This window comes from Roseateles sp. (assembly GCF_036404855.1).
In the GTDB taxonomy this organism is placed as follows: Bacteria; Pseudomonadota; Gammaproteobacteria; order Burkholderiales; family Burkholderiaceae_C; genus Pelomonas.
Genome location: NZ_DASWYS010000354.1, coordinates 1 through 13,956 on the forward strand (window position 1 = coordinate 1; position 13,956 = coordinate 13,956).

General features: G+C 67.1%; 15 protein-coding genes. 4 read left to right on the forward strand and 11 right to left on the reverse strand.

Annotation, left to right across the window (positions count from 1 at the left end; all coding sequences use genetic code 11):
• On the forward strand, nt 1-593 hold a 593-nt coding region (locus tag VGF12_RS23535), incomplete at its 5' end, for a glycoside hydrolase family 19 protein (RefSeq protein ID WP_331178476.1).
• A 222-nt stretch (nt 594-815) separates the two neighbouring features.
• Here VGF12_RS23535 and VGF12_RS26245 read toward each other — a convergent pair.
• Nucleotides 816-1,130: a helix-turn-helix domain-containing protein gene (locus tag VGF12_RS26245; RefSeq protein ID WP_414710191.1), complete on the reverse strand. Its 315-nt coding sequence runs from the start codon at nt 1,128-1,130 to the stop codon at nt 816-818.
• A gap of 88 nt (nt 1,131-1,218) precedes the next feature.
• On the opposite strand from VGF12_RS26245, the gene VGF12_RS23540 reads away from it, so the two are divergent.
• From VGF12_RS23540 to VGF12_RS23550, 3 genes are read left to right on the forward strand one after another with little or no spacing between them, the layout of a single operon-like run.
• Nucleotides 1,219-1,824 (forward strand): hypothetical protein, encoded by a 606-nt coding sequence (locus VGF12_RS23540; protein ID WP_331178477.1) that lies wholly within the window; start codon nt 1,219-1,221, stop codon nt 1,822-1,824.
• A gap of 6 nt (nt 1,825-1,830) precedes the next feature.
• Entirely contained in the window at nt 1,831-2,325 is a 495-nt protein-coding gene (locus VGF12_RS23545; protein ID WP_331178478.1) for an RNA polymerase sigma factor, read from the forward strand.
• 51 nt (nt 2,326-2,376) lie between these two features.
• Entirely contained in the window at nt 2,377-2,544 is a 168-nt protein-coding gene (locus tag VGF12_RS23550) for a hypothetical protein (protein ID WP_331178479.1), read from the forward strand.
• A gap of 51 nt (nt 2,545-2,595) precedes the next feature.
• On the opposite strand, the gene VGF12_RS23555 is transcribed toward VGF12_RS23550, so the two are convergent.
• The 10 genes from VGF12_RS23555 to VGF12_RS23600 form a co-directional block, all read right to left on the reverse strand.
• Nucleotides 2,596-2,802 carry a hypothetical protein gene (locus VGF12_RS23555; RefSeq protein ID WP_331178480.1) on the reverse strand — a complete coding sequence of 69 codons (207 nt, stop codon included), beginning with the start codon at nt 2,800-2,802 and terminating at the stop codon, nt 2,596-2,598.
• A 123-nt stretch (nt 2,803-2,925) separates the two neighbouring features.
• Nucleotides 2,926-3,753: a plasmid replication/partition related protein gene (locus tag VGF12_RS23560; protein WP_331178516.1), complete on the reverse strand. Its 828-nt coding sequence runs from the start codon at nt 3,751-3,753 to the stop codon at nt 2,926-2,928.
• A 39-nt stretch (nt 3,754-3,792) separates the two neighbouring features.
• Nucleotides 3,793-6,087 (reverse strand): DEAD/DEAH box helicase, encoded by a 2,295-nt coding sequence (locus VGF12_RS23565; protein ID WP_331178481.1) that lies wholly within the window; start codon nt 6,085-6,087, stop codon nt 3,793-3,795.
• Nucleotides 6,088-6,129: 42 nt separating this feature from the next.
• Complete coding sequence (locus VGF12_RS23570; protein WP_331178482.1) at nt 6,130-6,768, reverse strand: RpiB/LacA/LacB family sugar-phosphate isomerase; 639 nt, start codon at nt 6,766-6,768, stop codon at nt 6,130-6,132.
• Nucleotides 6,769-7,025: 257 nt separating this feature from the next.
• Nucleotides 7,026-7,475 carry a PaaI family thioesterase gene (locus VGF12_RS23575; protein ID WP_331178483.1) on the reverse strand — a complete coding sequence of 150 codons (450 nt, stop codon included), beginning with the start codon at nt 7,473-7,475 and terminating at the stop codon, nt 7,026-7,028.
• 15 nt (nt 7,476-7,490) lie between these two features.
• Nucleotides 7,491-8,282, reverse strand: a complete 792-nt coding sequence (locus VGF12_RS23580) for an SDR family oxidoreductase (protein ID WP_331178484.1) — start codon at nt 8,280-8,282, stop codon at nt 7,491-7,493.
• Nucleotides 8,283-8,298: 16 nt separating this feature from the next.
• A complete protein-coding gene (locus tag VGF12_RS23585; RefSeq protein ID WP_331178485.1) occupies nt 8,299-10,095 on the reverse strand; it encodes an acyl-CoA dehydrogenase in 1,797 nt (598 codons plus the stop codon).
• A 41-nt stretch (nt 10,096-10,136) separates the two neighbouring features.
• On the reverse strand, nt 10,137-10,556 hold the full coding sequence (locus VGF12_RS23590) for a PaaI family thioesterase (protein ID WP_331178486.1): 420 nt from the start codon (nt 10,554-10,556) through the stop codon (nt 10,137-10,139).
• Nucleotides 10,553-11,728, reverse strand: coding sequence for an acetyl-CoA C-acyltransferase (locus VGF12_RS23595; RefSeq protein ID WP_331178487.1), 1,176 nt, complete (start codon nt 11,726-11,728; stop codon nt 10,553-10,555). Before VGF12_RS23595 ends, VGF12_RS23590 begins: the two co-directional genes overlap by 4 nt.
• Before the next feature lie 31 nt (nt 11,729-11,759).
• Nucleotides 11,760-13,853, reverse strand: a complete 2,094-nt coding sequence (locus tag VGF12_RS23600; RefSeq protein ID WP_331178488.1) for a 3-hydroxyacyl-CoA dehydrogenase NAD-binding domain-containing protein — start codon at nt 13,851-13,853, stop codon at nt 11,760-11,762.
• Nucleotides 13,854-13,956 lie beyond the last annotated feature (103 nt).

The window sequence follows — 13,956 nt, forward strand, 5'->3', positions numbered from 1 at the left end:
AGTCCGACGGGCTGGTGACGCCCGGCGACGCCACGATGGCGCGGCTGCTGGCCGGCCTGCCGCCCGGCCCGACGAAGGAGAAGCTAGGCATCGTGATGCCACGCGCGATGCCAAAGCGCATCGACCTGTACTACGAGCCGATGGTCAAGGGCATGACACGCTACGGCATCGACAGCCCCCTGCAGATCGCCCATTTCATCGCCCAGCTCGCACACGAGTCGGGCTCGCTTCTGTATGCCGAGGAGCTGGCCGACGGCAGTGCCTACAACGGCCGCACCGACCTGGGCAACAGCGAACCGGGCGACGGCCCCCGCTTCAAGGGCCGAGGCCTGATCCAGCTGACCGGCCGCAACAACTACCGCGACTACAGCAAGTTCACAGGCGTCGACTACGTGAGCGATCCCACCCGGCTGGCGCTGGACGCGTTCGCCTGCGTCGACGTTGCCTGCTGGTTCTGGCAGTCGCGCAAGATCGGCCCATTGGCCGAGGCCGACGACGCCCGCGCGGTCACGAAGCGGATCAACGGCGGCTACAACGGGCTCGACGACCGCTTGGAACACCTCGCGCGCGCGAAGGCGCTGCTGGGGATATGAGAGGCCACGCCATCAACGCTGCTCGCCCCTGTGCCTGACCTCGACGTCCAGCACTCAAGAAGGGCGACGCGCTTGCATGCAAACGCGTCCGCAAAGCCCGTCTCTGGCCAAATGAGGCTTGAAGGCGGGTTCATGCAGTAGCGCCCATATTCCCGGCCAATACACCCGCTCGCACTACAGCATCTAGCGGACGACTACCGCCTGAACCGCCAGTGGTGTGGGTTATTCCGTCCCCTGCCGGCTCTGCCTGAGACTCGATTCGATCGCCCCTACCAGCGTGGCGGCAGGAACACTCAGCGCACCAGCACATTTCAGAAGCACTGAGAGCGACGGCTGTCTTTCTCCTCGTTCCAGCTTGCCGTAATAGGAGCGATCAATTCCAGCAGCCAGCGCGAAGGCATCCTGGGCCACACCCCGATCAAGTCGCCAAGACCTGAGGACTGCTCCGCACGCGCTCGCAACTACAGGATCAAAAGAGTCCGCACGGGCTGCGAGACGCGCCCTCGGAGCGTTGGCATTGGATTCGATTGGGGTCACCTGTAAAGCTTCCCAAGCGCTCGATTAGGTGGCCACGGCATATATGCCGTATAGTTCAGCTCGGCAGTTTCAGCTCTTGGAGTGATCTATGCCTCATCGCTTCTGGGACGCCGGCCTTTGGCTGACACGCCCGCTGTGCATTCGCTACTCGGTGGTGCACTTCGGAACGCAGCTCCTTGCATTGCCAGGGGATCAAGCGCCCGCCATGCAGACATGGCGCTGGGCACTCGGGTTCCACGCCGAGGGCGCGTTCGAATTCTGCGGCGCCTGGCACGACGACGGCAACGACACGCCACGGCGCATTGCCGCAGACCTGCTCAACCGCGGCCTCGTCCGCGTTCGGTCCATCTCGGCGGACGAAGCGTTGGCGAACAGCTTGGCGGGCTTTCGACCGGTGGCCTGTCGACCCACGCTGGCCGCCCTCGAGACGTGCGACGCGTTGGGCCGCAGCTCGCGACGCGCCGTCCGGTGGACCAGCAAAGCCACCCAGGCCGCCAGTGAGCACCTTGCCTCCCTCGTCAAGCGCCGCGGTCGGCTTGCCCACGCAGAGGATGCCATCGACCTGATGTCGCTGAGCCTGCAGCGCGTGCAGCGCGACCTCTTCGAGGAATGGTGGAACAGGAGACGTCCCGCCCCCTTCGGCAGGCAAGCCGCTGCTGCGGCTGGCACCCTCTCCCTGTCACGGGCCGCGTGAGACGCCATGGACGCGCGCCTGTTCAAGAACTGGCAGGACATCTTCTCGCAGGTGCAGGGCGCGCTGCGACGGCGCGGGCGCAGTACGCAAGATGCGGATGACCTCGTCCAGGAGGCCTGGGTTCGCCTCGTGCGCTACGAAGACGAGGGGGGCGCTGTCGACAAGCCCGAGGCGTTCATGATGCGCGTGGCGATGAACCTGTCCGTCGACGCGCACCGCTCACGCGTGGCCCATGGCGAGGAAGTCTTGATCGAGGACGTGGTGCTCATCGACACGGCCCCTTCGGTCGAGGAGACCGTGCTGGGCAGGGAGCGGCTGGCCCGGCTGAGCGTCGGCCTCAGCCGCTTGACCGAGAAGACGCGCACGATCTTCTTGAGCCATCGGATCGACGGGCTGACCTATGGCGAAATCGCCCAACGCCACGGAATCAGCGTTGCGACCGTTCACCAGCACGTCGCCAAAGCCACACTGCAGCTGACGTCCTGGATGGAGAGGTGGTAGCCATGTCTGAGCAAGCTTGGAACGTGAGCCGTCCAGATCACGCTTGAGGCCATGTCAGTGCGACTGCACAAGGGCTGGCCAGCGAGGCTGGCGACGGTGACGCGCGGCTTCTTCCTGCTGCGCCGGCCCGAGCGATTGCAGAAGACGGCTCATGGAGAGGACATCGGCATCGCCCCGGCGCAGCAGCACCCTGCCAAGGCGACGCTGCACGCCGCCTGATTGCCAAGTACTGAGCGGGTCGCAAGGCAGAACGAAAGGCCTGCGGCCCGCTCAATCGACCACGATTTCGCCGGTTGCTTCCCGGTGGCGGCCATGAAACACCTGATGGCCCGGACCACGCAGATGCGCGTCCTCCAGCGCCTGCTCGGCGCGCGCATGAATGCTCACGAAGTCGCCGGGCAGCTTCTCCTTCACCCGCAACACCAGCCAGCCTTCCTGCCATCCGGGAGGCACGGGATCCACTCGAAGCGCTTGCATGTTCACTCCTTGGAACGGCGCAGCCATCCCATGAACTGACCCTAAAGCAAAACGACCGCCCCCGTTGTCAGACGACGGCGCGTCGTAGGGCGCCGCCATCGGATACGACTGCGAGCCTGGCGACTACCCTTGGGAGCGGAGGGCCGCCAGTTCCTGGCGCAGCGCCGAGTTCTCGGCCTCCAGCACCGCGACGCGCTGGCGCAAGAACTCCAGAGTGGGCTCCGCGAGCGCCGTGCCGGTCTGTTGCACCACGTCTGCCGCATCGTCGGCCACGGGCGGTTTGCGCTTGGACTCGCGCACACGCTTGGCCGCCTGCTTCAGCTCTTCGGCCCCCGCAGCCGCGGCTGCAGCCTGCTCCTCGGCGGGCAGCGTGGCGACGGCCGCGGCCGCATTGAGGGAGATCGCCCCCGCCTTCACGGCAGCCACCAGTTCGGGTGCGCCACGCTTCTGGATCTTCTCGATCTGCACCACCTGGCTGCTGCTCAACCTGGCGGCCCGGGCCAGCGCCTCGCGTGTCTCCAGCGCGTTGTCGGCGGCGACTGGAGCCGCCGTCGCGACGCCGTCCTGCGGCACCATGGGTTCGGCGGGCGTTGGATCGGGCTCAGGCGCCGCGGCGCTGCGCGCACGCCGCTCAGCCACGATCTCGCGCTTGCGCAGCGCAAGCACCCCGCGCTGGAAGTCCGAGATGCTGCGGCGGCCCAAGTGCTGGTCAATCATCCACAGGTGCACATCCTCCATGGACTTGAAGCGTGGGTTTTGGACCGTCTTGAAGGGCAGGCCGTGCTTGCGGCAGATGCCGTATCGGTTGTGCCCGTCCACCAGCACGTCACCCCACAGAACCAGCGCGTCGCGGCACCCCTCCGCCAGCAGGCTGCGCTCCAGCGCCTCGTGCTCCTCCGGGGTCAAGGGATCGATGTAGGCCTTGAGTTCTTCGTTGACGACGATGTCCATGGCGACCGGGGCAAGCATGCAGGCAAAAGGGGGCGGATTCTAAAGATCGCCGGGCGGGTCGCCCTCCTCCAGCGGCGCGAGCAGCAGGTTCAGCTCGTGCGCACCGAACTTGCTCAAGGCGCCGCCGTCATCGCGGCCGAGCAGACCGTCGGCCAGCGCCTTCTTGCGCGATTGCAGCTCCAGCATGCGTTCCTCGATGCTGCCCTGGGCCACAAGCTGGTAGACGAAGACCGGCTGGTCCTGCCCGATGCGATGGGCTCGCGCGCTGGCCTGGTCCTGCACGGCAGGGTTCCACCACGGGTCCACATGGATGACGGTATCGGCGGCGGTCAGGTTCAGGCCCACGCCGCCGGCCTTGAGGCTGGCGAGCAGGATCGGCTCCTCGCGGGACTGGAAGCGGCGCACGATCTCGCCACGCTGGCCGGCCGGGGTCTGCCCCGTCAGGCGCAGGTGTGGCAGCGACAGCGCATTGAGTTCCACCGAGATCAGGTCCAGCATCTCCGTGAACTGCGAGAACACCAGCAGTCGCCGCCCCTGGGCCACGAAGTCGGGGAGGTGCTCGCGCAGCCATGCCAGCTTGGCGCGCTCGGTATGCGGCGCCATCTCAACCCCCTTCACCAAGCGTGGGTCGCAGCAGACCTGGCGCAGCTTGAGCATGGCGTCCAGCACGCTGATGAGGCTGGTAGGCGTGAACCCGTCACGGGCCAGGATGCGGCGCACCATGTGGTCGGCTGCGACGCGCACGCTCTCGTAGAGCTGCTTCTGCTGACCCACCAGCGTGACGCGCTTGACCAGCTCGGTCAGCGGCGGCAGCTCGGTGGCGACCTCCGTCTTCATGCGACGCAGGATGAAGGGCCGCACGCGCGCGGCCAGCAGCCGCGCGCGTGGGCCGTCGCGGTTGATTTCGATGGGCTTTCGCCAGTGGCGCGCGAAGCTGCGCGAGTCACCCAGGAAGCCGGGCATCAGCAGGTCGAACAGCGACCACAGTTCGCCGAGATGGTTCTCCAGCGGCGTGCCGGTCAGTGCGAGGCGATGACGCGCCTGCAGCCGCCGCAGCGCACGGGCCGCGCGGGCTTGCGCGTTCTTCACCGCCTGGGCCTCGTCAAGGATGAGCAGATGCCAGGGTTGGGCCGACAGCGCGCGAACGTCGCGCCAGACGAGGTTGTAGGTGCTCAGCACGACGTCGGCGTCGGCGAGTGCAACGGCGGCGCGGTCGGCACCGTGCCAGGTCTGCAGCTTCAAGCCCGGCGCGATGCGGGCGGCTTCCTGCTGCCAGTTGAAGAGCAGCGAGGTCGGCACGATGACCAGGGCCGGCCGGTCCAGCCGGCCGGCCTGCTTCTCGGTCCATACATGCGCCAGTGCCTGCGCCGTCTTGCCCAGGCCCATGTCGTCCGCCAGGATGCCGGCGAGGTTGTGCTCGCGCAGGTACTGCAGCCAGGACAGGCCGTGCAGCTGGTAGGGGCGCAGCGCCAGGCCGAGGCCCGGCGGCTGCGGCAGCGCGCAGGGGGTGCCGGCTTCCAGCAGGCGCCGCCCCAGGGCCTTCAAGCCCTCGTCGCCGTGGATCTGCCAACGGCCGCGGGACTCTTCTTCGATGCAGCGGATCCGGTCAGCGTCCCACTCGCCCAGCTTGAGCGGCTTGCCCTTCTCCAGCTCCATCGGCTTCAGCAAATCCAGCAGGGCCAGCATGATGGCCTTGAGCGGGGCGGCCTCGGCGTGATAGCGCCGGCCGCCGGGCGCGCGCAGCGAGACGATGGCGTCATCCTCGATGGCGCCGATGGCGACGGCATCCAGCCAGCGCTTGTCGCGGCGCAGCAGGTTGGCGATCAGCGGCGCCAGGTCGACCCGCTGGCCGTCCACCTGCATGCCGAGGCTGACCAGCCAGGCGCCGGTGCGACGCTCCAGACCCAGGCCTTCGACGCGGCGACTCGGCTTGGGTGCATCATCTTGTGGTTCTTCCGTGAGACCGAGCTGCCAGCCGTTGACGAACTGGCTGTGGTGGGCAAAGCCCGGCTCTGTCGTGATCTGCCAGCCCTGGGCCTGCAGTTCGGGCACCTTTTCGGCCAGGAAGTCGCCGAAGAATTCCTCCTGGACCAGGGTCCAGAGGGAAGCCCCGCCCAACGACGGCGCGGCGCCCCGCCATTGCAGTAGCGCGGGGTCCAGGGCGATGAGGCCCAGCTTCAGCAGCAGCTGCTCGGCATCGGCATCCCGCCGCGCCAGCATGGCCACCGTCACCTGCTCGCCACGCGGGCCCAACGCGCCACGCGGGCGCAGACCCAGCAGACCGTCGCCGCGCGTCAGCGTGTGCAGCGTGAGGTGAGGCGGTGGAACAGACATCACGACAGTCTCGCAGGCCGCGAGACTGTCGCGAGGGTCACGTCAGGCCAGGACGCTCTTGATGTGCGAAGCGATGGCGTCGTCCTGGCAGTTCGTGAAGAACAGCTCCTGGAACTTCTCGCCGGACACGGTGGCCTTCAGCAGGTCCTGATCGACGCTCTTCAGCACCGTCAGCATGTCCTTGCACGAGGCAGCCTTCAGGTCCTTCAGGATGCCGCGGTTCTTGGCCATGATGGCGGCGCGCTCCTTGGGATAGCCTGCGCCGCGCTCGTTCTCCAGCAGCTTGCGGTAGCAGTCCTGCAGGTTCAGCTCGGCGGCCCAGCCGAAGCCCTTGGCGTACGGCATGGACATGGCGTTGCCGTCGTTGATCTGGCCGAACAGGAAAGCGTCGGTCGGGTCGATGACCAGGCCGCAGAACACGCCGGGCATGCTGTTGCAGGCCAGCATGGAGCCCATGCCCGTGCCGCAGCCGGTGATGACGAAGTCGGCGGCCTTGGAGTTCAGCAGGATGCCGGCCAGCAGGCCGTTCATCACATAGGTCAGCGAGGCCTTGTCCTCGGGCGTGTACATGCCGTAGTGATGGACGCTGTGGCCCAGCGGCTCGGCCACGGTCTTGAGCGCGTTGTGCACGATCTCGGACTTGGCGGCCTGGCTGTTCTCGATGATGAGGGCGATCTTCATGGCGGGTGGCTTTCGAAAACTGAAGCGGAATGGGGCGATGCTTGGGCCGCTGCGCCACAGGCCGGAAAGACCTGCACGCGGGCCGTCATGCCAGGCACCGTCCCGGGATCGGGCAAGACGGCGTGGTCCGAATCAGCGACCTGGCCAACCTCGCATCCCTGCAGTGGGATGCTGGCGCGGCCGCTATTGTGCCCGCCAATGGAACGGCGTTTCAGAAATATCGCTCAATCCCGAGAGCGATGCGGGGCTTCACCCGCTCAGTCGCCCTCGCCGCCCAGTGGTTTCAGCTGGCGGCCGGCCGGCAGCGCGCGCAAGTACTTGAAAGTGCCGGTGGCGTGGGCGCAGAGCTTGTCATCTGCGCCAAAGACCGAGCCCTCGCAGAAGGCCATCGTCGTGGAGCGGTGCAGCAGCCGGCCCACCGCGCGCAGTTCGCCCTCGCCGGGGCGCATGAAGCTGGTCTTCATCTCCACGGTGACGACGCCCGGCCCGAGGTCGGTCCCGGTTTCGAGGGTGCGCCGGTTCACGCTGCGTGCTGCGTGGGCCATGGCCACGTCCAGCAGCGTCATGACGACGCCGCCATGCGCCACGCGCCAGGAGTTCAGGTGCTGCTCGGCGATCGTCAGCCTGAGCTCCGCCTCCCCGTCGCCGACTGAATGCAGCGTGAAACCGAGTTGCTCAACGAAGGGGATGTGGACCGGGAACTCCATCGCGCCAGTGTCGCCTCAGTTGCCATGCACGGCACTGACGCCGCCATCCACCGCCAGGATCTGTCCGGTGATGTGCTTGCCGGCCCGGGAGGCAAACAGCAGCGCCGCGCCCTTCAGGTCGTCATCGTCGCCCAGTCGGTTCAGCGGCGCGTGGGAGGCCATCTTTTCGGCTCCCACCGCGGCCAGAAGGCCTTGCGTCATCTTGCTCGGGAAGAAGCCAGGCGCCAGCGCGTTGACGGTGATGCCGTACTGGCCCCACTCGCCGGCCAGCGCGCGCGTGAAGTTCACGGCCGCGCCCTTGCTGGTGTTGTAGGCAATGGTCTTCATCGCGCCCGAGTTGCCGGACAGGCCGGCGATGGACGCGACGTTGATGATGCGGCCCGAACGGCGCGGGATCATGCTGGCCTTGGCCACCGCCTGCGCAAAGACGAACAGGCTGCGGATGTTGAGGTCCATGACCTTGTCCCAGGCTGCAATGGGATGCTCCTCGGCCGGGGCGCCCCAGGTGGCGCCGGCGTTGTTGACGAGGATGTCGATCTGGCCGAGGCGCTCCATCGTCTCGGTGACGACGCGTTGGGCTTCATCTTCCTTGGCCGCGTCGGCCGCGATCCAGCGCGCGTCGATGCCGCGCGCCTGCAGGTGGGCCGCCGCCTCTTCGAGGTCGGCGGCCTTGCGCGAGGTCAGCATGATCTTGGCGCCGGCATCGCCGAGGGCTTCGGCGATCTGCAGGCCCAGGCCGCGCGATCCGCCGGTGACGAGGGCCACTTGGCCGCTGAGGTCGAAGAGGTCTTGGACTTTGGGGGTCATGGGATGTTTCCTGTTTTCAGAACCAATCGGTCTTGATGTCGCGGCACAGCGGCTCACGACGCGCGACGACGTCCAGCCAGGCGCCGATCTTGGGCAGTTCATAGGCGAAGAAGTAGCGGGCCGCAACGCGCTTGCCTTGAGCGAAGTCGCCCTCGCCTTCGACAGCCATCGCCACGTCCAGCCACAGCCAGGCCAGCACGGTGTGGCCGAAGGCCTGCAGATACGGCGTGGCATTGGCCAGTGCGTCCTCGGGCTGGCCCGTACTCCAAGCCTTCTTGGTCGCACCGCCCACCTGCGCCAGTGCGGCGGCCAGCTGGTTGGCTTGCGGTGCCCACTCGGTCTGCATCGCGCGGGCGATCGTGGCCTGCACGCGAGCTGCCGTCGCCGTCAGCGACGCCCCGCCCTGCTGCACCACCTTGCGGCCGAGCAGGTCCAGCGCCTGGATACCGTGCGTGCCCTCATGGATCATGTTCAGGCGGTTGTCGCGCCAGTACTGCTCCACCGGAAAGTCGCGCGTGTAACCGTAGCCGCCCAGCACCTGGATGGCCAGCGAGTTGGCCTCGAGGCACCATTCGCTGGGCCAGCTCTTGGCGATGGGGATCAGCACGTCCAGCACCGCCTGCGCCTCGGCGGCATCGCCACCCGTGTGCAGTTCATCGACTAGTCGGGCGCAATACAGCTCGAGGGCAAGGCCGCCCTCCACATAGCTCTTTTGTGCGAGCAGCATGCGCCGTACGTCGGCATGCTCGATGATCGGCCGCTGCGGACTGGCCGAGTCCTTGCCAGCTGCCGTCATGGGCCGCCCCTGCGGGCGCTGCTTGGCGTAGTCGAGGCTGGCCTCGTAGCCTGCGTAGCCCAGCATCACCGCGCCCAGGCCCACGCCGATGCGGGCCTCGTTCATCATGTGGAACATGCAGCGCAGGCCATCGCCGACCTGGCCAACGAGATAGCCGACGGCCCCCTTGCGGCCCTGTGGCGTCCAGCGACCTTCGCCGAAGTTCAACAGGCAGTTGGTCGTGCCGCGGTAACCCAGCTTGTGGTTGAGACCCGCCAGCGCGACATCGTTGCGCTCACCGGTCAGCTGAGCCTGCTCGTTCACCAGCCACTTGGGCACGATGAACAGCGAGATGCCCCTGGTGCCTGGAACCAGCTTGCCATCCGGCCCCGGCACCTTGGCCAGCACGAGGTGGACGATGTTCTCGGTGATCTCGTGCTCGCCGCCGGAGATCCACATCTTGTTGCCGGTCAGGCGGTAGCGCGGGCCCAGCGGATCGCTCCCGTCGTCCAGCTCGGCGCGCGTCGCCACGTCGGACAGCGACGAGCCGGCCTGAGGCTCGCTCAGGCACATGGTGCCGAACCAGCGGCCGGCGAACTCTGACCGAGCGAAGACGTCGCGCTGCGTGTCGGTGCCGTGGGCCATCAGCAAGCTGGCGTTGCCCGAGGTCAACATCGCGTAGCCCCCCATCGCGACACTGGCTTTGCTGAAGAAGGCGTTGCCGGCCATCTCGATGACGCAAGGCAACTGCATGCCGCCCACGTCGTAGTCCTGCGCCGCGGCCAGCATGCCGGACTCGGCGTAGGCCAGGGTCGCGTCGTGGGTGGCCTGCGGCAGCTGCACACGTTCGCCGTCGAAGTGGGGCTCCTGCGTATCCGCCAGGCGGTTGAAGGGCTCGAACTTCTCGCGGGCGATGCGCTCGCAGGTGTCGAGCACGGCGGCAAAGGTCTCGGTCGAGTGCTCGGCAAAGCGCTCGCGCGTGGTCAGCTCACCGGCCTTGAGCCAGTCGAACAGCAGGAAGTTCAGGGTTTCGCGCATGGTGTCGGCGACGTTGAAAGGAAGCCGCTCGGCGCGGCAGTTCAGTCCTGCACCAGCTTGACGATGGTGCCCTGAGCGACGGCACAAAGCTTCTCGATGCCGTCCTTGACCGCGAACACGTCGCAGCGGCAGACGGCCTGCGTGCGCCCCGCGTTCACGGCCTCGGCGCGGGCGATGAGCAACTCGCCAACGGCCGGGCGCAGATAGTTGATCTTGTACTCGCTGGTCAACGCATCAGACGACATGGCGGTACCACCCGCGAACGTCAGCGCGTTGTCGGCGAGATAGCTGAGCACGCCGCCGTGCGCGAAGCCGTGCTGCTGCAGCAGCTGCGGGTTCATCGCCAGACGCAATTCCACGCGGCCCGGCGCCACCGCGCCGATCTCCACGCCCAGCAGGCGGCTGAACGGCTGCGCAGCGAGGATTTCCGCGCCGCGCCTGACGAACGCCTCGGGGGTCACAGCACCTCGAACACGCCCGCCGCACCCATGCCGCCGCCGATGCACATCGTCACGCAGACGCGCTTGGCACCACGGCGCTTGCCTTCGATGAGGGCATGGCCCGTCAGGCGCTGGCCCGACACGCCATAGGGGTGGCCGACGGCGATGGCGCCGCCGTTCACGTTGAGCTTGTCCATCGGGATGCCCAACGTGTCGGCGCAGTACAGGACCTGCACGGCGAAGGCTTCGTTCAGCTCCCACAGGTCGATGTCGGCGACGGTGAGGCCCAGCTTCTTCAGCACCTTGGGCACAGCGAAGACGGGGCCGATGCCCATCTCGTCGGGCTCGCAGCCGGCCACGGCGAAGCCGAGGAAGCGGCCCAGCGGCTTGAGGTTGTGCGTGGAGGCATATTGCTCGCTGACCAGGGCGCAGGCGCCGGCGCCGTCGCTGAACTGGCTGGCATTGCCGGCCGTCACGAGCCCGCCGGGAACGGCCGAACGCAGGTCCTTGATGCCTTCGTAGGTGGTGCCTTCGCGCAGGCCTTCGTCGGCGCTGACGGTCACTTCCTTGCTCATCAGGCCCATGACCTTGTCGGCCACGCCCATGGTCGCGGTGACGGAGACCATCTCGTCGTTGAACTTGCCGGCGGCCTGGGCGGCGCAGGCCTTTTGCTGGCTGCCGGCACCATAGTGGTCCATGCGATCGCGCGAGATGTTGTAGCGCTTGGCCACGTTCTCGGCAGTCTGCAGCATGTTCCAGTAGATCTCGGGCTTGATCTTCAGCAGCGCCGGGTCGGACAGCATGTGCTTGTTCATCTCCTGCTGCACGCAGGAGATGCTCTCCACGCCGCCGGCGATGTAGACATCGCCTTCGCCCGCAATGATGCGCTGCGCCGCCATCGCGATGGTCTGCAGGCCGCTGGAGCAGAAGCGGTTGATGGTGACGCCGCTCACCGTGACCGGCAGGCCCGCCTTCAGCGCGATCTGACGGGCGATGTTGGCGCCCGTGGCGCCCTCGGGGTTGGCGCAGCCCATCAGCACATCTTCGATGGCAGCGGCTTCGATGCCGGCGCGCTCGACGGCTGCCTGGACGGCCCAGCCGCCCAGCGTCGCGCCGTGGGTCATGTTGAACGCGCCCTTCCAGCTCTTGGTCAGCGGGGTGCGGGCGGTGGAGACGATCAGTGCGTTGCTCATGTCTTGATCCTTGTTCGTGGGGCTGCGGCGATCAGGTGAAGGACTTGCCTTCAGCCACCAGACGCGCCAGCAGCGGCGCCGGCGTCCAGAACGCGCCGTCGTCCATCGGGTTCTTCGCAAAGCGCTTCATCGCCTGCACGACGTTGAAGAGTCCCAGCGTGTCGGCGTAGCACATCGGGCCGCCGCGGAAGATGGGGAAGCCGTAGCCGGTCAGGTAGACCATGTCCACGTCCGACGCGCGCTGGGCAATGCCTTCCTCCAGCAGGTGTGCGGCCTCATTGACGAGCGCGAACACCAGACGGTGCACGATCTCCTCATCGCTGATGTCGCGCTTCTTCGCGCCAATGGCCTCGCGGTGCTTGGCCAGCATCTCCTCGACAACCGGCGACGGGATGGCGTCGCGCTTGCCCGGGAGATAGTCGTACCAGCCGGCGCCTGTCTTCTGGCCAAAGCGCCCCAACTCGCACAGGCGGTCGGCGCTGGCCGAGTACTTCATGCTGGCGCGTTCCACGGCGCGGCGCTTGCGGATGGCCCAGCCGATGTCGTTGCCCGCCAGGTCGCCCATGCGGAAGGGACCCATCGCGAAGCCGAATTTCTCGACGGCCTTGTCGACCTGTTGCGGGCTGCAGCCTTCATCGAGCAGGAAGCCCGCCTGGCGGCTGTACTGCTCGATCATGCGGTTGCCGATGAAGCCATCGCAGACGCCGGACACGACGGCCGTCTTCTTGATCTTCTTGCCAATTGCCATGACCGTGGCAAGCACGTCCTTGGCGGTGGCCTTGCCGCGCACGACTTCCAGCAGCTTCATCACATTGGCCGGGCTGAAAAAGTGCATGCCCACCACGTCCTGCGGGCGCCGGGTGAAGGAAGCGATCTTGTCCACGTCCAGCGTGGAGGTGTTGGACGCCAAGATGGCGCCGGGCTTGGCCACGGCGTCCAGTTGCTTGAACACGGCCTCCTTGACGCCGATCTCCTCGAACACGGCCTCGATGATGAGGTCGCAGTCCTTCAGGTCGTCATAGTTCAGCGTGGTGCTGAGCAGCGCCATGCGCTGGGCGTACTTGTCTTCCTTGAGCTTGCCCTTCTTGACCTGGGCTTCGTAGTTCTTCTTGATCGTGGCCACGCCACGGTCCAGGGCCTCCTGCTTGGTCTCCAGGATGGTGACCGGGATGCCTGCGTTTAGGAAGTTCATCGAGATGCCGCCGCCCATCGTGCCGGCACCGATGACGCCCACCTTGGCGATGGTGCGCAGCGGCGTGTCCTCGGGCACGTCGGCGATCTTGCTGGCAACGCGCTCGGCGAAGAACAGGTGACGCAGGGCCTTGGACTCGGGCGTCAGCATCAGCGCGGCGAAGCCTTCGCGCTCGGCGCGCATGCCGTCGTCGAACTTCAGCTTGACCGCGCCGGCCACGGCCTCCAGGCAGCGCAGCGGCGCCGGGAAGTTCTTGCTCATGCCGCCCACCATATTGCGGGCGAACTGGAAGTAGGCTTCGGCGTTCGGGTGCCTGGCTTTCAGGTCGCGCACCTTGGGTAGCGGGCGCTTTTCGGAGACTTCCTCGGCGAACTTGACGGCCGCGTCCACCACATCCGCGTCGACGATCTTGTCGAACAGCTTCTGGCCCGGAACCATGGCCAGCATCTGCGCTTCCACCGGCTCGCCACTGACGATCATGTTCAGCGCAGGCTCCACGCCCAGCGCCCGCGGCAGGCGCTGCGTGCCGCCGGCACCGGGCAGCAAGCCGAGCTTCACTTCGGGCAGTGCGACCTTGGTGCCCGTCTGCGCCACGCGGTAGTGGCAGCCCAGGGACAGCTCCAGCCCTCCACCCATGCAGACGGAGTGGATGGCCGCGACGACAGGCTTGCTGCAGTTCTCCACCACGGCAATCAGGCTCAGCAGATTGGGTTCGGCCAGTGCCTTGGGCGAGCCGAATTCCTTGATGTCGGCACCGCCCGAGAACGCCTTGCCGGCACCGGTGATGACCAGCGACGTGATGGCCGGGTCGGCCTCGGCACGTTCGACCCCAGCAGCGACGGCCGAGCGGGTGGCAAAACCCAGGCCATTGACCGGCGGGTTGTCGAGGGTGATCACGGCAACGCTGCCGCGGACTTCGTAATGGGCTGTCATGGGCACGACCTCGGTTGGCGGGCCTTGCCGCGTCTCCTGCAGCCGGCCCAGAAATAGAACGACCGTTCGATTCTAGGCAGCGCCACTCCCGCCGGTTTGTCCC